Annotated in this window: 15 protein-coding genes and 5 pseudogenes; 8 read left to right on the top strand and 12 right to left on the bottom strand. The window is 68.2% G+C overall.

Translation table 11 applies throughout. From position 1 onward, the window contains the following. A partial coding sequence (locus TNCT1_RS21530) for a phosphopantetheine-binding protein (protein WP_174266385.1) occupies positions 1–2171 on the bottom strand: 2171 nt, incomplete at its 3' end. A gap of 1164 nt (positions 2172–3335) precedes the next feature. Here TNCT1_RS21530 and TNCT1_RS21525 point away from each other — a divergent pair. Next, positions 3336–4010 (top strand): helix-turn-helix domain-containing protein, encoded by a 675-nt coding sequence (locus TNCT1_RS21525; RefSeq protein ID WP_143634574.1) that lies wholly within the window; start codon positions 3336–3338, stop codon positions 4008–4010. A gap of 141 nt (positions 4011–4151) precedes the next feature. Further along, positions 4152–4613, top strand: a complete 462-nt coding sequence (locus tag TNCT1_RS21520; protein WP_143634572.1) for a hypothetical protein — start codon at positions 4152–4154, stop codon at positions 4611–4613. 165 nt (positions 4614–4778) lie between these two features. Here the strand turns inward: TNCT1_RS21520 and TNCT1_RS36980 are convergent, their stop codons facing one another. Continuing rightward, positions 4779–5060: an alpha/beta hydrolase gene (locus TNCT1_RS36980; protein ID WP_373920493.1), complete on the bottom strand. Its 282-nt coding sequence runs from the start codon at positions 5058–5060 to the stop codon at positions 4779–4781. Between the two features lie 159 nt (positions 5061–5219). Beyond that, positions 5220–6647 carry a rifampin monooxygenase gene (gene rox / locus TNCT1_RS21515; protein ID WP_143634648.1) on the bottom strand — a complete coding sequence of 476 codons (1428 nt, stop codon included), beginning with the start codon at positions 6645–6647 and terminating at the stop codon, positions 5220–5222. A gap of 494 nt (positions 6648–7141) precedes the next feature. Here rox and TNCT1_RS21510 point away from each other — a divergent pair, with 494 nt between their 5' ends. Genes TNCT1_RS21510 through TNCT1_RS21500 form a run of 3 tightly spaced genes read left to right on the top strand, consistent with a single transcriptional unit; the run spans position 7142 to position 8149 of the window. Continuing rightward, positions 7142–7468, top strand: coding sequence for a PadR family transcriptional regulator (locus tag TNCT1_RS21510; RefSeq protein WP_143634570.1), 327 nt, complete (start codon positions 7142–7144; stop codon positions 7466–7468). Next, entirely contained in the window at positions 7465–7821 is a 357-nt protein-coding gene (locus tag TNCT1_RS21505; RefSeq protein ID WP_143634568.1) for a DUF1048 domain-containing protein, read from the top strand. Before TNCT1_RS21510 ends, TNCT1_RS21505 begins: the two co-directional genes overlap by 4 nt. Before the next feature lies 1 nt (position 7822). Then, on the top strand, positions 7823–8149 hold the full coding sequence (locus TNCT1_RS21500; RefSeq protein ID WP_143634566.1) for a DUF1048 domain-containing protein: 327 nt from the start codon (positions 7823–7825) through the stop codon (positions 8147–8149). Between the two features lie 11 nt (positions 8150–8160). On the opposite strand, the pseudogene TNCT1_RS21495 reads toward TNCT1_RS21500, so the two are convergent. From TNCT1_RS21495 to TNCT1_RS21480, 4 genes and pseudogenes are all read right to left on the bottom strand, one after another. Then, a pseudogene (locus TNCT1_RS21495) lies at positions 8161–8361 on the bottom strand (Tn3 family transposase); the annotation flags it as partial. Between the two features lie 83 nt (positions 8362–8444). Beyond that, a complete protein-coding gene (locus TNCT1_RS21490) occupies positions 8445–9266 on the bottom strand; it encodes a nucleotidyltransferase domain-containing protein (RefSeq protein WP_143634564.1) in 822 nt (273 codons plus the stop codon). A 115-nt stretch (positions 9267–9381) separates the two neighbouring features. Further along, a pseudogene (locus TNCT1_RS36390) lies at positions 9382–9650 on the bottom strand (transposase); the annotation flags it as partial. 33 nt (positions 9651–9683) lie between these two features. Beyond that, positions 9684–11135, bottom strand: coding sequence for a serine/threonine-protein kinase (locus tag TNCT1_RS21480; RefSeq protein ID WP_143634562.1), 1452 nt, complete (start codon positions 11133–11135; stop codon positions 9684–9686). A gap of 456 nt (positions 11136–11591) precedes the next feature. Between TNCT1_RS21480 and TNCT1_RS21475 the strand changes: the two are divergent. Both TNCT1_RS21475 and TNCT1_RS21470 read left to right on the top strand, forming a co-directional pair. Next, positions 11592–11971, top strand: a pseudogene (locus TNCT1_RS21475) (hypothetical protein). Between the two features lie 220 nt (positions 11972–12191). Beyond that, positions 12192–12722 (top strand): hypothetical protein, encoded by a 531-nt coding sequence (locus TNCT1_RS21470; protein ID WP_143634560.1) that lies wholly within the window; start codon positions 12192–12194, stop codon positions 12720–12722. A gap of 359 nt (positions 12723–13081) precedes the next feature. On the opposite strand, the gene TNCT1_RS21465 is transcribed toward TNCT1_RS21470, so the two are convergent. Both TNCT1_RS21465 and TNCT1_RS21460 read right to left on the bottom strand, forming a co-directional pair. Next, a complete protein-coding gene (locus tag TNCT1_RS21465; protein WP_143634558.1) occupies positions 13082–15262 on the bottom strand; it encodes a tetratricopeptide repeat protein in 2181 nt (726 codons plus the stop codon). Then, on the bottom strand, positions 15259–15663 hold the full coding sequence (locus TNCT1_RS21460) for a hypothetical protein (protein WP_235902799.1): 405 nt from the start codon (positions 15661–15663) through the stop codon (positions 15259–15261). Before TNCT1_RS21460 ends, TNCT1_RS21465 begins: the two co-directional genes overlap by 4 nt. A gap of 297 nt (positions 15664–15960) precedes the next feature. Here TNCT1_RS21460 and TNCT1_RS21455 point away from each other — a divergent pair, with 297 nt between their 5' ends. Then, a complete protein-coding gene (locus tag TNCT1_RS21455) occupies positions 15961–16383 on the top strand; it encodes a hypothetical protein (protein ID WP_143634554.1) in 423 nt (140 codons plus the stop codon). Positions 16384–16566: 183 nt separating this feature from the next. On the opposite strand, the pseudogene TNCT1_RS21450 reads toward TNCT1_RS21455, so the two are convergent. The 3 genes and pseudogenes from TNCT1_RS21450 to TNCT1_RS21440 all read right to left on the bottom strand — a co-directional run. Next, a pseudogene (locus TNCT1_RS21450) lies at positions 16567–16725 on the bottom strand (IS5/IS1182 family transposase); the annotation flags it as partial. Between the two features lie 294 nt (positions 16726–17019). Beyond that, positions 17020–17262: pseudogene (locus tag TNCT1_RS21445) on the bottom strand (SDR family NAD(P)-dependent oxidoreductase); the annotation flags it as partial. A 132-nt stretch (positions 17263–17394) separates the two neighbouring features. Further along, positions 17395–18465, bottom strand: a complete 1071-nt coding sequence (locus TNCT1_RS21440) for an aldo/keto reductase (protein WP_143634552.1) — start codon at positions 18463–18465, stop codon at positions 17395–17397. Between the last annotated feature and the right edge of the window lie 28 nt (positions 18466–18493).

Genomic DNA, 18493 nt, shown 5'->3' with positions numbered 1-18493 from the left:
GCGACGCCGAGAGGCTCCGCCTCGGGCGGCAGGCGCAGTTCGGCCAGGACTTGGGGGCGTCCGTCGGGGTCGGTGCCGGTGCGCAGCCCGGTCACGGAACGCTGGGAGGGGCCGTAGACCATGTTCATGCCGTCGTAGAGCCCGTAGATGTGCTCGCCGGGGTGCACGGCATCGACGCAGGCGGCACGCAGGTCGTCGAGAAGGACCGGGAGCCGCGGGGCGTCCTGGGCCAGGGCCACGCGCCCCTGGCTGCACAGGGTGGAGTCACCTCGTTCGTCCACGCTGTGGATCTCGTACGTGCAGCCGTCCGCGGTGGCTGTGCGAACGCGCACCCGCAGCACGAGTCCGTCGGGACCGCAGACGGCGGGCCGCAGCCACACCACGTCGGTCAGCCGGACGGCGGCGGCATCGCCTCGTCCCAGCGCCCTCGTGGCAGCCACCCGGGCCATCTCCAGATGAGCGACTCCGGGCAGGATCCGGTCGCCGTGCACCTGGTGGTCCCGCAGGAACGGCTCGTCGCCGGTGAAACGGGTCTCGTACGTCGTGCCGTCGCTGTCGCCGTCACCGCTGACGGTCCGGTGGAGCAGTGGATGGGGCTGCGCCGTCGGTATCCGCCGTCCGGAGACGACCGGGGTGCGGTGTGCACGGCCGAGGTGTTCCGCGAGGGCCCGCAGGGTGTGGTGCTCCTGGAAGGCGGCGAGCGGGACGGTCAGGCCGAGGCGCGCGTTCACCCGGTCGGCCAGGTGGGCCAGGCCCCTCACGTCCAGGCCGAACTCGGCCAGCTCGGCGTCGGCGTGGAGTTCGGCGAGGGGAACGCCGAGGAGCGCGGACACCTCCTCGGCGAGGGCGGCGCGCAGGGCGGAGTCGGAGTACGGAGCGCCGCTCCGGACGCTGGGCTGTGGAAGGGCGGCGGCGTCCGGAGCCGGGGCGACGGGAGCCGGGGCGACGGGAGCCGGGGCGACGGGAGCCGGCCCACCATCGGACGGGAGAGGGGTCGCGGGGGAGGCTGTCACCGGGGCCTGCGCCGGCACTTGCGACTCCAGCCACTCCCCCAGCTCCGCGATCGTCCGGTACTCGAACATCACCGTCGGCGACAACTCCACCGACAGCCGCTCCTCCAACGCGGTGACCAACGACAACAGATCAGCCGATGCCAACCCCAACTCGTAATAGCCAAGCCCCACATCCACCTGGTTCGCGGCCACCTCCAACCGGGCAGCCACCAACCCCTGCACCACCTCGGCCAGGCTCCCCCCGACCGAAGCAACCGCCGCCTCAGCCACCACAGGCGCGGCGGGAGCCGGTGCCGGCCGCGTGGAGGCGTCGCCGCTGACGTCGAGGGACGACGCGGCGCGTACCCGCTTGGCCACGAACTGACCCACTTCGGCGACCTTCGCGCCGGTGGCGTCGTAGAACTCCACGCCGAGCCGTATGAGTTCCTCGTCCCGGCGTACGGAGTCGGCGCGGACGCGGACGTAGCAGCGGCTCCCCAGCGGTCCGGTGGCGCGGAACCGCTCGAACATGAGGGGCAGGTAGAGGCCGGGGCCGTCGTTGTCGCCGTACAGCATGCCGATGGCGACGCCACCGCCGAGGAGGCCCGCCTCGAACAGGGCCGGGTGGAAGAGGAACGCGGGGTTGGTTCCCCGGTGTTCGGGTGCGAGTTCCACTTCGGCGATCCAGTCGCCGGGTCGGTGGTGGACCATGCCGCCGATCTTCATCAGACCGGAGTGGACCAGGTCGTACTCGCGGCACCAGGTGTAGATCTCATCGAGCGTGGTCTTCCGGGTGGCCCCGTCGACCGGCAGCGGAAGCCGTTCGGTGTAGGCGGCGGGGGCACAGCGGTGCGCCGTCGCGACGGCGTGGAGAACGTCGGCGGTGTCCTCGGGGCGTCGGCTGCGGACCTCGACACGCCAGCCGCCGTCCGGCCCCCGGCGTCCCTCGACGGTGGTCAGGGCGCGGTTACCGGATCCTACGACGAGCGGGGCAAGGATGGTGAGGTTGCGTAACTCCACGTCCTGCATGGGGTGGCCATGCCGAGCGAGGACCTGGAGGACCAGGTCCACGTAGCCGACTCCGGGCAGGAGGCTGCGTCCGTAGACGACGTGCCCGTGCAGCAGGGGGTTGTCGGCGGTGACGGTGAAGGTCTCGCTGAACGTGGTCGATTCGCTCATCGGTGTCCGTCCCAGTAGGAGCATCAGGCCGGTGGGTGTGCCTGATGGGGGCATAGCCGGTGGAAAACAGCCGGATTCGCGCTACGGGATCCCTGAATGCCGGCGCATGGGCATGCGGTTCGGACCGAACCGCTCTGCGGGCCGGAGGGCAGTGTTTGTCGAGTTCAGGACGACAGCGGCCGGAATAAGTCCGTCGCGGTTCAGTCAGCGCTCGGTGACATGACGGACACCGGGTGCCGGCGGCCGTTGGAGCGGGTGCCGGGAATCGCGCGAGTGGTCCCGTCAGGTCCGATACCGATTGGCTCCGCGTCGAATCCTAGAAGGCGCCGCCGAAGAATGCGCGCACGGTCCCCGTGGATTTGAACAAAGTGGCCCGAAAAAGGCTTGACCGCCGCGTGCTGAGCCGATTGATCCGGCTGAGCTGGCGCGTTCTTCGTGCGGACCGATCACTTCCGGACGGTCTTCGGGAGCGGCTGTCCGCGTTCAGTCGGCGACTCCCGCTGTCCAGCACGACAGGCCATCCCGGCGGCACGTCAACGGTCCATGGCCACGACGGCTCTCTTCGAGAGAGCCCACTGAGGGTGGCCGGCATCAGGATCCGGAAGTTGAATGAAAGATGAACAGTGTGAGGTGGAGCGGATGTTCAACATTCACGCTCGCACAATCCCCACTTGGTCTCGACCATCATGGTTGGATTCACCCCCCGAGAGTTTCACAACCTTGATCGAATGGAAAGTGAGCTTAGGTCATCCGCTGCAACCCGTCAACCATGATCCGCGACGCGGAACACCTCGACTGTCCGCAATTTCATTCGACCAGGTCAGGCGATGTGTCGAGGCTCGCGAATAACTCCGACGAGCCGGCCCCGGCGGACAGGGCGGTGAGTCCGTCGTCGTAGCGTGTGACAAGCCACGCGTCCAGACCGTCGGCGAGGACCGCATGCCGCACCGGGCCGTCCTTCCTTCGGGAAAACGGCGTGGGCGTCGTTCTCAGCGGTCACGGGAGCGGTGGCGCGAAGGCAGCCTTCGAGCATCCCAGGTGTGTGCGGGGCGACACGCCGGAATGGTTTCGCCCGGCACAGCGGTCCGGGGAACATGGGCCCGGACGTTGAGGGCCGCGCCGTTGTGGGGCGACGCGACCAAAACACGCCATCGGGGGGATGTCATGGACACAGCCGTACGTACACGAACGGCGGACAGAGGACGCGGAGTGCTGGAGGGGGCGTTCGCGCTGCTGGAAGCCCTGCGGCGGCACGGCGACGAGGCAGGGGTGACCGAACTGGCGGTCGCTTGCGGAGTGCCCAAGAGCACGGCTCACCGACTGCTGGAGCAGTTGGTGGCCCTGGGGGCCGTGGAGCGCCGTGGCGTGCGCTACCGGCTGGGCGCACAGCTCTACCGGCTCGGCCAGGCATGGCAGCCGCACCCGGGACTGCGCATGGCGGGACGCCTGCCGCTGCACCGGCTGAGAGCCGCCACCGGAGGCAGTGCGGTGCTGGCGGTGATGCACGAGGAACGGGCTCTGACGGTCTGCTCGGTGCCCGGCCGGACGGAGCCACTCGTGCCGGTCCGCAACGGCGAGGCGTTCTCGCTGGACACGGCGCTGGGCAAAGCGCTGCGAGGCCCGGTGCGCAGCGGCGCCGTCCTGGACAGGGAGGACGTGGTGGCCGGTGTCTGCTGCGCCGCGCTGCCGGTGCGGCTCGCGGCGGGGGCCGTGGTGGGGGCGGTGGCCGTGATGGTCGAGGCCGGCCAGCGGCTGGAGGTGATGGCGGACCGGGTCGCCGAAGCAGCCGCCGCCGTCACCCGTGCACTGGGCCGGTCCGGGATCGAGGTACTTCCGTGAGGGCGTCCGGCCGCGTTCCACTCAGTGGGACGCGCGTAGATGCGAGGCGGTGACGGCGGGCAGGGTGGATGCGTGCCGGGGGACGGCACGGGCCTCGCAGGACAACGCGGGGCCACCACACCGTTCAAGGGGGAACCAACCATGCGTGGAATCGCTCGAGTGGCCACGGCCGCTCTGCTCTCGCTGGGGAGCGTCGCCGGATTCGCCGCGGCGGCCCAGGCCGAGCCGATCGACTACGTCCGCATCGAACTGCTGGAGCTGACCTGTCACCAGCAGAGCGAGGGCGATCACGACGAGGCCTACCTGAAGGTCACCGACGCCAACGGAAACGCCGTCAAGGTGTGGCCGGGGAGCCTCAAGTACCAGACGATGGGCCCGGGTTACGTCCGGTCGATGACCGATGGCAACGGCAACGCGGCCCTCGTCCTCGGCAAGCAGCAGGCGCGCACCATGACGCTGTGGGACTACGACACGACGAGCGGCGACGACAAGCTGGGTGCGACGCTGGTGACGGGCAGTGAGGCGGGCGCCGAGATCCAGTACCGCTCGCTCGAGGGGTCCGGTGGCGTCTACACCATCGCCTACCGCGTCATCGACATCTGAGGGTCCCGGCGCCCTCGCGTCGACGGCCTGCCGGGCGGGTGCTCCCTACCCGCCCGGTGCCGGACGCGCGCCCCATCGGCGCGCGGGGCGTCCCGTCCGGTCCGCGGCGCAGGTCATGCGGTCGGAGGTGCGGCTCTCGAAGCCGCCCGACGGACCGCACGAGCCTCAGGACATGCTGCCCCGGCACACCGTCCCCGGAGCCGGGGTGCGACCAGTGCGGAGGCAGTGGTCGACCTTTTCCGCGACGCAGCGGTTCCGCGGATACGTGCCATAGACGCCGACACTGACAACGGACCTGTCAGTGATCGACAGCACCCGCGCCGTGACAAGGGCTGCCGCGTGGCGTGGCCTGCTCTCAGCATGGGTGGCCGGTGCGTCGGAGCTGCGGCCGCGCCGGGCGGCCGGCCGGGGCGCCGTCCGGGAGCCGGAGCGCGGGCGCTGCGCCACTACTCGAGGACGAGTGACCGGCCTCTTGGCCGCCTCCCACTCCGGGGCAGTACTGGTCAGTGGCCTGGAGCGGGTACAGCGTCTCCTCACGAGTGACAGCTTTGCGTACCCGCTCCGTCCCGGCAGGCCCGGTGGGCTTTCGTGCCCCGAGTTGCGCGCTCAGCTGACCGCAGCGCCGAACCACCGGGGAAGCCGGTCGAGCAAATCCTGCTGATCGTCACCAACCCACGCCACGTGGCCGTCCGGCCGCAGCAGCACCGCGGGCGCGTCCAGTTCCTCGCTGATGTCGGCGACGTGGTCGACTCGATCTGCCCAGCCTGCCACCGAGAGGCGGCCGGTCTGGTCGAGCAGCAGCCCGCGGCCGCCATGCATCAGCTCATAGAGGCGACCCCGCTTCAGCCCCACGTCCCGCAGCCGTCGGCCGAGCAGCTCATGCCCCTCGCCGAAGTCGTAGCGGACCCCGATCGCAGTGATCTTCTCCATCAGGTACCGGTTCACCTCCCCGAAGTCCATCAGTTCCGACACCAGCCTGCGCACTGCTTGGGGACCCGGCTCGACGGACATCAGCTCCATCTGCGCGCGGGTGTTGTCCAGCACATCGGCGGCCACCGGGTGCCGTTCGGTGTGGTAGCTGTCCAGCAGTCCCTCCGGTGCCCAGCCGTTGACTTCGGCGGCCAGCTTCCAGCCGAGGTTGAACGCGTCCTGGATGCCGAGGTTGAGCCCCTGCCCGCCGGTCGGCGGGTGGATGTGCGCCGCGTCGCCGGCCAGCAGCACCCGGCCGGTCCGGTAGCGCTCGGCCAGCCGGGTGGCGTCGCCGAAGCGGGAGAGCCAGCGCGGTGAGTGCACGCCGAAGTCGGTGCCGGCCAGCTTCCGTACCTGCCGCTTCAGCTCGTCCAGGGTCGGCGGCACCGTACGGTCCTCGGCCACCCCTTCGGCGGGCGCGACGAGGCGGTACACCCCGTCCCCGAGAGGCATGGCGCCGAACCGCTTGTGGGTCTTGCGCACTTCGGCCATCACGGCGTTCAGCGTGTCCGGCGGCGCGGTCACCTCCACCTCGCCCAGCAGCGTCTCGACCCTGGAGGGCTCGCCGGGGAACCCGACACCGAGCAGCTTGCGCACCGTGCTGCGGCCGCCGTCACAACCGACGAGGTAGCGCGAGCGCAGCCGCGTGCCGTCGGCGAGTTCGGCGGTCACCCCGTGTTCGTCCTGGCTCAGCCCGACGAGTTCGCAGCCGCGCCGGATCTCGACGCCGAGTTCGGTGGCGTGCTCGGCAAGCAGGCGATCGGTGGTGGTCTGCGGAATGCCGAGGGTGTACGGATGCGCGGTGTCCAGCTGGTCCGGCGCCGGCTTGTCGATGGCGGCGAAGAAACCACCGACCGGGTGCTGCCTGCCGAGCGCGAGGAACCGCTCGAGAAGACCGCGCTGGTCCATCACCTCGACGCTGCGCGCGTGCAGGCCGAGCGAGCGGACGATCCTGGTCGGCTCCGCGTCCTTCTCCAGCACGAGCGTGTGCACGCCGTGCAGCCGCAACTCGCCGGCCAGCATCAAGCCGGTCGGTCCGCCGCCGGCAACGATCACATCAATCATGAACCCCCCATTCAACAAGGTTGCATTTCGAAGGCGCACATACTTCGCGAATCCCTGATTTCCCCAAGTTCTGGCCTCGGCCGACGATTCTGCGCCACGACCCGGGCCTTGCCGCAAGGCCCCCCGTGCGCTATAAGTTGAAAGTGGCAAGGAGTGGGTAACCTCCTTGCCTTTGCTCTTTTCCGTCCGTTGTGAATGGACAACACCCTCCCGCATCGGGGCCCGCGACGCGCGGTCGACAGCCGCGGTGTGGTCGTCCAGCAGGGCGCGGGCTTGTCCGTAGGAAAGCCGGGCCAGCGTCGTTGCCCGGTCAAGGCGAAGGGCGCCCGTGCCGATGCCCCGCCGGTCGCCCACCAGGGCCGACGTCGGCTCAGCGCACGATCTGACATGGATGTTCCTCAACCCCCGAGGCCCTGCCACCCTTCACTACTCAGTGGTACCGTATAGCGGTACTCGGTACTACGCAGTACCGACAGGGCTGAGGAGTACCCGCGATGGAAGACCTGACGGAGATGTTGAAGGGCACGCTCGAAGGGTGCGTGCTGGAAATCATCGACAGCGAGGAAACGTACGGGTACGCCATCACCCGTCAGCTGAACGAGCTCGGCTTTGCCGACGTCATCGAGGGGACGGTGTACACCATCCTGCTGCGGCTGGAGAGGAACGGGCTCGTTCAGGTGACGAAACGACCCTCCGAGGTTGGTCCGCCGCGCAAGTTCTACGCGCTCAACGACGCCGGACGCGAGGAACTCGCGAAGTTCTGGGCGAAGTGGCAGTACGTCTCATCACGCATCGACAGGCTCAAGGAGGGCGGGAGATGAACTTCTGGGAGAAGGCCACCGGCAGCGATCTCACCAGGGAATGGAAAGCGTTCGAGGCCCGGGCCGAGGTCTTGCCGGACGGCTACCGGGCGGCTTGGGGGCAGATCATCACTCACCTTTTCCCCTACGGGGACTTCACCGGTCGCAACCTGGCGCCGATCCTCGACTCCGCCCTGGGGCTGCTCGAAGTAGCAGCGGCGGACGGCCAGAGCGTCCACGAGGTGCTCGGCGAGGACATCCAAGGCTTCTGCACCGCGCTGGCCGGCGGAGCAGGGGCCCGGACCTATCGCGACCGGTGGCGCGCGCAGTTGAACAGGAACGTCGCAAGGAAGTTGAGCCGGCTAGGAGGCTGACGTGAGCATCCACGACATCATCGAAGGCAAAAAACAGTGGCGGGCGCACGTGGCTCGGGTCAAGGCACTTCCCCCGGACTACCAGATCGTCTACAAGGAAATGCAGAAGTACCTGTTCAAAGTCGGACCGACCAGCCTGTCTGACGGGCCCCTGCTCCCCGGGATCGTCGACTTCTTCGAGGAGGGCGTCGCCGCAGGCAAGGGGGTTGTGGAACTTATCGGCACCGACGTCGCCGCGTTCTGCGACGACCTGGTCAAGGACTCCCCTACGTACGCGGATGTCTACCAGACATCCATCAACGCGGAACCCGGCACACACGAGAAGTGACGCCCGCCGCCCTAGGCCGGCGGGCGTAGATCAGGGTCGCGCAGCGGACGCAGGGCACCGGCGGCCGGAACGCTGGCGGTGAAGCTGCAGCGGCCGAGCAGGTTCAGGTTGCGGTGCTTGAGCGGGGAGAGCCGAGCGATGTCCTCGTCCCGGATCTCGTGGTCTTTGACCCGGAGTTGGGCGATGGCGGCGTCGATGTACCAGGTGGTCCAGGTCGTATCCGGGGCAATCGGGCGAGCGGTCCGTAGCTATGCAGGTGGAGCACTTGCAGTAGCGTGCGTGACAGTGCGCCCCGTCACCCTGGAGAGAGGTTGCCCAAGACATCGGCGGCCAGCTGGTCCGCGTCGTCGATCGCGGCGGTGAGCTCGTCCGAGGTGGCGCCGAGCGCGCCGAACAGGGCGTGGGCGCGTGCGGAGAAGTCGGCCGGAGCGGTCGGAAGCTGCCCTGCCGCCTGGACGGCTCCTTTCTCGTTGACCACCCAGCACCCGGCCTGGGCGTGCAGGGCGTGCACGAGGAGTCCCACCACGCGGAACAGGCAACCGGCGATGTAGAAGGCGTCGCCCCGGGTCACGCCTTTGCGGGCGATGGACAAAGTGAACGGCACTTCCCATCGCGCGTTGGCGACCAGCGACTCACGTAGCGGCTGCGGGTATGAGGTCTGGATCTGCTCCTGCAAGGCGGCCAGTTCACCGGTGGGGTCTGCGAGGATGCGTCCGAGGGCTACCTCACCGGCGTAGGCGTGCGAGTAGACCCCGAGCGGGTGGCCCGCCTGGGTGCCTACTTCGAAGTGCCCGGCCTGGCACTGCCGCCAGATCCGGTGCACGCGGTCCAGGTCGCGGTAGATCCAGTCGATGTGCACCCCCTCGACGGTCAGCCAGCCACCGCCGTCGACCCAGGGACCCCACCCGCCCGGCTCGGTCACCTCGACCTCGCCGCCGGTCAGCTCGGTGGCGAGCAGGCGCAAGGCGGCGGTGTCCAGCGGAGGGCGGTAATAGAGGCCAAGATCGAAGTCGGAACCGGGACCATGCGTGCCGCGTGCCCGGCTGCCGCCGAGGCAGACCGCGACGACGCCGCCAACGCCGGCCAGCCGGCTCGCGATCTTCGTTACTTGGTCCACTGGGTGGAGTCTGCCGAACGGGACCGGTCCTGGCGACTGGATTACCGGTGACGGCTTGCGCCCGGGCCGAGGCGGCATCGCAGTCCGAGGTTCTCGCTTTGGGATGCCCGTCGTGCCAGCGGATCCGCAGGCGCCGAAAGCCATGGGGCCAGGCGAAGGTTTGCTCGATCACCCAACGGTTGGTACCCAGCCCTGTGCCGCGGCGGGCGATGGCAGGCACGATGCCTCGGTGGCGGACCTGGTGGCAATAGATGTCGTGGCCATAGCCTCGGTCGGCGAGCAGCGAGTCCGGCTTGCGACGGGACGGCGAACGCGGCCGCGGACGGGCGCGATCGCGTCGAGCAGGGGCAGTAACTGGGTGACGTCGTTGCGGTTGCCGCCAGTCCACTCGACACAGCGAGACTGTCCCTCCTGTCGCTACCGGTGAGGCTTTCCTCGGCCTCCGCCCTTGTCCGCCGTGTGCTTCCCTGCTTTCGGCCCGCTCCTGGCCGGGTGTTCCCCGCCGGATTCGGAACCCTTGGCCCTGTCCCTCGTCGCCTTCTCGGTGTGATGGTGGTCCTTGTGTCCCGCCGGTTTCGGTCGTGAGAACCGAGACGCGAGGGACGTTGCCGAATCCTTCTGGGCGTGATGGTCGTCCTTGTGGTCTGCCTGTTCCGGCTGTGGGCGCCGAGACGAAAGGGGCGTCGCCGGAGCCGGAATGGAGTCCACGGCCGCTACGGCGCCTGTAGGCACCGGCTCTCCCGTACGGGCAGGCTGGGCAGCACTGTTCTCAACCCTGTGTTCCCTGCTCTCGGCAGCCGCCGAAGGCTTCTGAGAAATGGGCGAGGTCGCGGACGACCTCCGATCGGCTGAGGCCTCGGAGCCCCACGTCGGCACGGTCATCCCGATCGCTGTCGCGGTAACCATCGCCCCGGCCGCAGCGAGCGTCATCCTGTGACGCCGGAGGACCGTTCGGCTGTCTGCGCGTTGAGTTCCGCGGTCGGAGCCGGAACGCACGCCGTCCGGCAGGCCGGCTGCCGGTGTCGAAGCGCCTGCGCCGGCCTCGCACCGCTGCAACCTGGACAGGACTGCCACGCACGTCTGCGCATCGGGCCGGTCCGCCGCCTCGATCGCGGTCATGGAACCCAGCAGATCGCGTAGTTCCGCAGGCAGTCGCCTGGGGATCCGCGGTGCCCGGTGCAGCCGGGCGACCGCGGACTCCAGCGGGGCGCCCTCGTACTCCAGCCGACCCGTCAGGCACTCCAGCAGTACAAGACCGAGAGCATAGATGTCGGCCTTCTGCTCCACGCGACGGCCAGTGACCTGTTCGGGGGCCAGATACGCGGCGGTCCCCACGATGGCGCCGTCCCGCGTGGTCGCGGTGGCGTCGATCGCCCGAGAGATGCCGAAGTCAGTGAGGTAGGGCCGATTCAGCGCGTCCAGCAGGATGTTGGACGGCTTGACGTCACGGTGCAGAATTCCCGCCCGGTGCACGTGTCCGAGGGCCTCGGCCAGCGGGATCCCGAGCTCGACAAGAGCGGGAACGGTCATGGTCGCTTCGGTGATGCGCCTGCGCAGGGTGCTGCCCTCGACCAGTTGCATGACGAGAAAGGCGTGCCCTTCGTGGCGGCCGACGTCGAAGACGGTCACCAGTCCGGGATGGTGCAAGCGGGCCAGGACGACAGCTTCATCCTCGAACCGGTCTTTCAGGCTCGTGCCGCTCCCCGGCCGAAAAACCTTGACCGCCACCGGACGACTGAGCCGCAGATCCATGCCGCGATAAACGTCCGCGGCACCGCCGGCCCCCAGATGTTCACCCAGCTCGTATCGTCCGGCGAGCGTCGATGCCGGCGAGGGCTCAGAGGACCGGGTGTCCAGCGGGATCGTCATTTTTCTCCCAGGGGCGTGGCAGGATCGTTGCCGTTGGGCAAACAGCGTTCTTGCAAGTACCCGACAACCGCACCTTCTACCTGGTGAACTCCTCGGTGTTGCCCGAGAGACACCAGACGACGCTGACGATGTCAGATCGCCCCGGAGCGCCAGCCTCCGGCGTGACGAGGGAGGGGCGGCAGATGGCGACGGCTGGATACGAGGGCGGCGCGAGCACGAGCGCGAGCCTGATGCGAGAGGCCGCGCGGGCGGCACGACATCGGCGTGCCTGGTGGTGCTGCCCCTCCTGGTGGCGGCCGCCGCGGTGCGCTGCCTGGTTGCCCGCATCGCTACCGCGGCCGGAGCCCCCTGGAAGAACTACGCACCCGGCGACCACACACGCTGAACGGCCCCCCTTGAACTACGCGCCGGCGAAAGATCATTCCGCTCGGCTGCCTTCGCCCCACAGTGGTGACCATGCTGAACCGAGTAGCCGTCCTGTCCGACATTCACGGAGTCCTGCCGGCCCTGGAGGCAGTGCTCGCCGAACCAGACGTCCGCACCGCCGACCACATCGGCTGGGAAAGGTGCTGTTCTGCCATGCCACCCCTCGCGACGACGAGGAGGTTGTCCTGGTCGACTCCCGCCTCGACCGCTGGCAGGAAGTCTTCAACGGACTCGATACCGACATCCGCACCGTGCACTTCGACCTCCAAGCCGCAGCCACCCAGCTCAGCCAGGACTCGTCCTACCCCGACATCACCGAGTGGGCGGACTACTTCCTGCACGCTCGCGCGTCCGACGCCGACGCCCTCGCAGCCTTCGCCCCGCGGGACGGACGCGACCACAGCCCGTGACACTCCCTCCCCCTCCACAGCAGATGGACGGCGCGCCCAGTGAGGCCAGGTAGCTGCCCCTGATCCCTGGCGTTCCTCGCACGAGCTGGCATGCATCTGGCACGGCCTCTTCGTCCCGAGCTCCCGAGAGTAGGCAGATGGACAGGGCGCCCCTGGTCCGCCATGCTGCCATCGCGATGACGGGCCATCACGGGCTGCATCGAGTGAGGGGCGGGGATCGATGGAGCAATCGCAGGTCGCGGCTATACCGCCGGCGCGCATCCGGTACCGGTTGACGCCCCTCCAACGCTTGCTGTCCATGGTGCCCGGCATCATCATCGTGGCCTCCCAGGTCCTGTTCCGGGTGGACGGCGGACCGTCCGGCCTCTTTCTGGTCTCAGAACTGCTCGTGTGGTGTGTCGTGCCGATCGCCTCCCGGCTCTTCGGGGTCACTCTCACCCCATCCGCGGCCATCGTGCACAACCTCCGCCGCCGGACCATCCCGTGGTCGAGCGTCCAGGCCATCCAGATCGAGTCTCTCTTCGGGAGCCGGACCGTCGTGATCTACGAAGCGGGTGGCCGCCGTACTCGCCTGCGGGCGCCGATCACCGCGTTCCTCAACTGGGATCGCAGCTTCGAGAAAAAGTTTCACACCATCGGTAGATGGTGGCTGGATCACCGGGGCCCGGACTGGGTCCCTGTCCCACCACCGGGGGCACGGTGGGGTGGCCCACCGGTGCCCAACGGGAACCCTTACGCCCCTCCCGCGTAGTCAGCAACTGATCCGCACCCTCCGGGAGGCACAGACTTGAAGATCTGCCCTCATCCTTATCAGGTCGGCCACGGGGACAGTCGATGTCCACCAACCGGTTCTGAGCCTCGGTCGGTCGTCCACTGAGGTTCGGTGGCGATCGTCGGTATGCGCGCTTGTTGGTGTCAGCCACTGATGTCAGCCGCCGCACGCGGTCTTGAAAAGGGCTGCTCACTCCGGCAAATGAGCCGGTTTGGAAGACGGCGAATGCGGATGGCGGCTGACCTGGCAACTCCCTGACCTGAGCCGGAGCGCGATCGACGCTGCTGTTCCCCGTGAATCCCCTCATGGAAACTGCCGGGATGGCGACCCTTGAGCGGTCATGCCGAGTCTTCGGCCGTGTCTGAGGGTGGCTGATGGTCCAGCGCGGTCGCTGGGGTGGCTGTATTCGCTTGCTGCCCAGCCGCCGCCGCTTTACGGGCGGCGGCAAGGTTGTTTCGGCTGGTCAGGGTGTCGGGGTGGGTATCACCCAAGACCTGCTCACGCTGGGCGAGGGTGGCCTCCAGCAGGGAGATGGCCCGTTCCAGGTCCCCCGCCGCCCGGAAGGCGCCCGCCAGGTCGTTGCGGCTGGTCAAGGTATGGGGGTGGGTATCACCCAGTACCTGCTCGCGCTGGGCGAGGGTGGCCTCGTACAAAGGGATGGCCCGTTCCAGGTCCCCCGCCGCCCGATAGGCGCCGGCCAGGCTGTTGCGGCTGGTCAGGGTGTCGGGGTGGGTATCACCCAAGATCTGCTCGCGCTGGGCGAGAGTGGTCTCCAGCAGGGGGATGGCCCGTTCCAGGTCCCCCGCCGCCCGATAGGCGCCGGCGAGGTTGTGGCGGCTGGTCAGGGTATGGGGGTGGGTATCACCCAGAACCTGTACACGCTGGGCGAGGGCGGTCTCGATGTGAGGGATGGCCCGCTTCAGGTCCCCCGCCGCCCGGTAGGCGTAAGCGAGGTTGTGGCGGCTGGTCAAGGTGTCGGGGTGGGCGTCACCCAAGACCCGTACACGCTGGGCGAGGGTGGCCTCGTACAGAGTGATCGCCCGTTCCAGGTCCCCCGCCGCGCGATAGGCGCCGGCCAGGTTGTTGCGGCTGGTCAAGGTGTCGGGGTGGGCGTCGCCCAAGACCCGTCCACGCTCGGCGAGGGTGGCTTCCAGCAAGGGGATGGCGCGGGCCGTGTGGCCCAGATGGTGCAGGCGGTCGGCGGCGGTGACGTAGGAGTCAGTGAGGCGAGCGTTGTGGTGTCCGGGCGGTGTCGTGGCGGCGAGGGTGACCAGGTGGGCGGTGAGGTCATCCCACTGACTTGCGGAGATCTCCTTCCCTGAGACCGCGGTCAGGTGGTGGAGGACTGCTTGCTCGGCATGAGCGCGTCCTTGCAAGTGCCGGGGTGGTTGGGCGTGGTCACCGGTGCGTAGGACGGTTTGGACCAGGCGGTGGATGGTGACGGTGGTGCCGGTGTCGGCGACCATGCTGTAGGCGGCGAGGGTGCCGATGGCTTCCGCGATGTCGTCCGGGTCTGCGTCGACTGGTGTGAGGAGGCTGTGGGGGATGTCGTCGGGGGCAAGCCATGCGGCGGTGTGCAGCACCTCTACAGCCAGGGGATGCTCGGCCTCCAAGATCTGGAGTGTGACGTTCCAAACTCGGGCGATGGTACGTTCGGCGTCGACGCCGAGGGCGGTTTTGTAGAGTTTGGCACCGAATCGGCGCCGGTAAGCCTCCAGGCTGACCCCTCGGTTCTGGGCGAGGTAGGCGCCGGCCTGTTTGACGGCAAGTGGCAGATACCCCAGATCAGCGACGAGCGCGCGGGCGTTCACTTTCTGCTGGGGCGTGGGCAGGGTGTCCTTCAACACCAGACGGCACAGCAGAGTGGTGGCATCGTCGGGGCTGAGGTTGCCCAGACAAAGGGTGGCGACACTGTCCGGCCAGCCGGTTGTGCGACGGCTGGTGGCCAGTTGGTGACCCTGGTGCAGTGCGCCAATATAGGGAGCGAGGTCGGCAGGGTCCTCGACGTTGTCGTAGACGAGCAGCCATCCCCGGTGCCAGGCCAGCCACTGCCTCGCCCACGACACCTGCGCCCCGCGCTCGGTCGAGGCCGCCCAATCGGGGACCAGCTCCCTGGTCAATTCGGTGAGGGATGTCTCGATCTCGTCGGCGGAGGCGGCGTTGATCCACCAGATCAGTGAGTAGTCGCTGCGGTGGCGGTGGGCATAGCGCAGAGCGAGCGTGCTCTTGCCGATCCCACCCAGCCCGTGCACCGCACCGCTCTGCGTGATCGCTCCCTCGCCCTCACCCGCCAGAACACGGCGCAGCCAGGCCAGCTCATCATCCCGGCCCAGGCAGAGCGTGGCCGGGGGCAGGTTCGAGGTGCCCGGGGCCGCAGTGACCTTGTCCGGCGCGTGCAGTACTCCGGCCGGCAGGACGTTCAGATCGCCGGTGTAGGCGTCTCTGATGCGCTGGGCCCCGATGGCCCGCCCCCCGGAGGCCTCGATCCGATTCCCAGCTGCGGCGTCATCCGTCGTCACGGCAGCGGCGGGGTCTGACCGTCACCAGTGATCGCAGTACGGATGTGCTGCGCGGCGATCGAACGCTCGCCCGACGCCGTGATGGTGACCGTGCCCGCAGCCGGCAACAGGGCCGACAACTCCTCCTGCAGCCCGGGATCATCGCGCAACGCGCGCCGCAGGAGCCTGCTCAGCACCGCTGCGGAGTAGACGTCGTCCTGTTCGTCGGCGGCCTCGTCCACCACGCGTTCCAGCTCTGCCCGACCCGCCTCGTCCCCACGGCGCCACAACGACTGAAGAATCCGCTGCCCAAGACCCACCGTGGCATCAGCGGCAGCGTCCTGCGCACGCGTCAGCACCACCGCCCCGTACGCCCCCACCGCAGCCGTCAGATAGGGCCCCGCCTGCTCCACCAACTGCACCGCCTCAGCATCCACTTGCTTCCCCCGTCCCGCGCGGCTTCGATCGGACCCAGCCTAGAAACAGCGCCCCTGCCGTGAAGCTGAAACGCCCGAACCACCCGCATCGGTTCCTACACCGCTCACCGACCACCGGCGAGAAGCATCACCACTGGCCAACCATCAGATTGAGAAGCTTGTCTCTAAGAGGTCGTTTTGATGGCATTTGACGGGTTGCGGTAGGTGCTTGGGCCTCGCGGACCGTCATAGGCGACCACTCCCGCCACGCTGTACGAGACAGCACTGCGCGATACTCGTCCTGTGGACTGGTTCGAGCAGGCCCGGGTAGCGGAACAGCTCCGGGATTGGGATGCGGCCATCGCGTTGGTAAGCGCCCATGCCGAGTGCTACTCCACCGATCACGACATGCACGACAACCATCTGTGGCACATGGATTTGCTCGCCCGTGCGGAGCGGTTCTCCGAACTCACGGAGCTTGCTCTCACGGATGTCCATGCACGTCGGAGACTCAACAGATCGCTTCGCGATCAGGGGATGGAGGCGGTTCTGCGTAGCCGCGCCAAAGATGGTGACCGTGACGCTCTGTACGTCCTTGTCCGGCTGCTGTGCGAGACGAATCGGGCCCAGGAGGCCCATCGAGCGGTCCAGGACTGCGGCCCGGAGGATCAGTACGCACACCAGATCGTGGCCCGTTTTCGATCGCCATCAAGCGGTACGCAGTAACGCTCGACACCTCCCGGTCGGTGAGGCCGGTGACGGTCTTCCGAGTGATCGCGAGGTGCTCGAGATGGGTCTCGGATTCCTTTAGTCGGCCCTGTAGTTCGGCGATCTGTGTGCGGAGGCCGTCGGCCAGGTCCTTGGCGGCGTCTTCCTGGATGCCGAGCGCGTTGAGTAGGGGCTGGATAGTCACGCGGTCACAGTCTGCCGGTCGCGCCAGGTGGGGGCGTTCGCGCCGGTGAGGCGTCGGGTCATGACGTGGGACATCGCCCAGTAGACGCGGGAGGCGGAGGAGGAGCGGTGCTCGTAGTCGCGGACCAAGCGCCGGTGCGGTATCAGGATCCCGTAGCGGATACGGCTTGCGTTCACTCACCCAGTCACATCACCAGATCACCAACCGCGGACCGGCGGGCGCTCTCCCCGCTGTTCTGGACCCATGTGGACCCCTACGGCCGGTTCGAGCTGGACATGAACAGACGCCTCGACCTGGCCCTGACCGCCCGGGACGCCCTGCCCAGGCCGCGCGCCCCCGAGGGTAGACCGGTGTGGCATCGAAGGCGAGGAATGCGGCCGCCTTGGCGAACTCTTCGACGGTGCCGTAGCGCTTCATAGGGTTGCTCGCGGTCCGCTCCGCCCTCACACGTCTTCGGTCGTCGACTCGAGGGGCGTGAGGGGTGAGATGCCGGCGTTGACGAACAAAGCCTCGATCGAGCCGAGCTCGCTCTTCACACGGCCGACGAGCATATCCAGGTCGGACAGTGAGGCCACATCCGCCCGGACAGCCACGGCATTCTCGCCGAGCCGCTCGCCTGCCGCGTCGAGCTTGGCCTGAGAACGGCCGGTGATCACCACGCGGGCTCCACCTTGCACCAGCAGCTTCGCCAGCGCGAGCCCCATGCCGCTGCTGCCACCCGTGATCACCACATCCTTGTCGCTGTACTTACCCATACCGAGGTTGCTCCGTTCCATCATCAAGAGCATGTCGACATATCTGGATGTCGCCATTCATGAATGGAATCAGCCGAGGGTTTCGATCTTCATGTCGCCTGTGGTGACCGTGCGGATGTGATCGCTGGCGAGCAAGCCGTGCGGATTGCCGAGGTCGATGGAGCTGACCTCGTCGAGGCGGGCCAGCTGGGAAGGAGTGAGGTCGATCTGCAGAGCACCCAGGTTGTCCTCCAGCTGCGCGATGGTGCGGGCGCCGATGATGGGTGCCGTCACGCCCGGGGCCTTCAGGGTCCAGGCCAGTGCGACCTGGGCGGGTGTGCGGCCTAGCTCCGAGGCCACCTCCTTCACCACATCGGCAATGGCAAGGTTGCGGTCGGTGACCCATCCCAGGGCGACGTTGAGGCTCTTGCGGTTGCCGGCGGTTTCGCCGACAACGGAGCCCGCCTGATTCTGGTCCTCCCGGCTGTACTTGCCGGTGAGCACCCCGCCGCCCAAGGGGGAGAAGGGGACCACGCCGAGTCCCATCTCGCGTGCCATCGGGATCAGGTCACGCTCCGCGGTGCGCTCGATCAGGCTGTACTCGGTCTCCAGGGCGACCAGTGGTGACCAGCCGCGCAGGTCGGCGATCGCCTGCATGCGCGACACCTGCCAGGCCGGGGCGCTGGAGATCGCCACGTACAGCACCTTGCTCTGCCTCACCAGGTCGTCCAGGCCCCGCAGGATCTCCTCCACCGGCGTCCTGAAGTCCCATACGTTCACGTAGAGCAGATCGATGTAGTCGGTGTTGAGCTGCCGCATGCTGGCTTCCACCGACGCCAGCATGCTCTTGCGGTGAGTACCCCCGGAATTCGGGTCACCGGGCTGACGCAGCGTCGAGTATTTCGTCGCCAGCACCATCTTGTCGCGGTTGGTGCGGGCGAATTCGCCGAGCAGTCGCTCGGAGCTGCCGTTGGTGTAGGTGCTGGCGGTGTCGAAGAAGTTGCCGCCGAGCTCGGTGTAGCGGTCGAAGAGCTTGCGCGCCTCGTCGCGCTCGGCGCCCCAGCCCCACTCGGTGCCGAAGGTCGCCGTGCCCAGCGCCAGCGGTGAGACCCGGAGTCCGGAACGGCCCAGCAGCCGATAGGTGTCGAGAGTGAGTGCCATCGTGTTCTCCTGTGAGGTGCGGTTCGTG

This window comes from Streptomyces sp. 1-11 (genome assembly GCF_007176755.1).
Taxonomy (GTDB): Bacteria; Actinomycetota; Actinomycetes; order Streptomycetales; family Streptomycetaceae; genus Streptomyces.
This window is presented reverse-complemented; position numbering and strand designations above follow the sequence as displayed.

Coding starts and splice junctions, on each gene's coding strand:
- TNCT1_RS21525 (WP_143634574.1), top strand. CDS start 3,336: ATGGACACAGCCGTACGTACACGAACGGCGGACAGAGGACGCGGAGTG.
- TNCT1_RS21520 (WP_143634572.1), top strand. CDS start 4,152: ATGCGTGGAATCGCTCGAGTGGCCACGGCCGCTCTGCTCTCGCTGGGG.
- rox (WP_143634648.1), bottom strand. CDS start 6,647: ATGATTGATGTGATCGTTGCCGGCGGCGGACCGACCGGCTTGATGCTG.
- TNCT1_RS21510 (WP_143634570.1), top strand. CDS start 7,142: ATGGAAGACCTGACGGAGATGTTGAAGGGCACGCTCGAAGGGTGCGTG.
- TNCT1_RS21505 (WP_143634568.1), top strand. CDS start 7,465: ATGAACTTCTGGGAGAAGGCCACCGGCAGCGATCTCACCAGGGAATGG.
- TNCT1_RS21480 (WP_143634562.1), bottom strand. CDS start 11,135: ATGACGATCCCGCTGGACACCCGGTCCTCTGAGCCCTCGCCGGCATCG.
- TNCT1_RS21470 (WP_143634560.1), top strand. CDS start 12,192: ATGGAGCAATCGCAGGTCGCGGCTATACCGCCGGCGCGCATCCGGTAC.
- TNCT1_RS21440 (WP_143634552.1), bottom strand. CDS start 18,465: ATGGCACTCACTCTCGACACCTATCGGCTGCTGGGCCGTTCCGGACTC.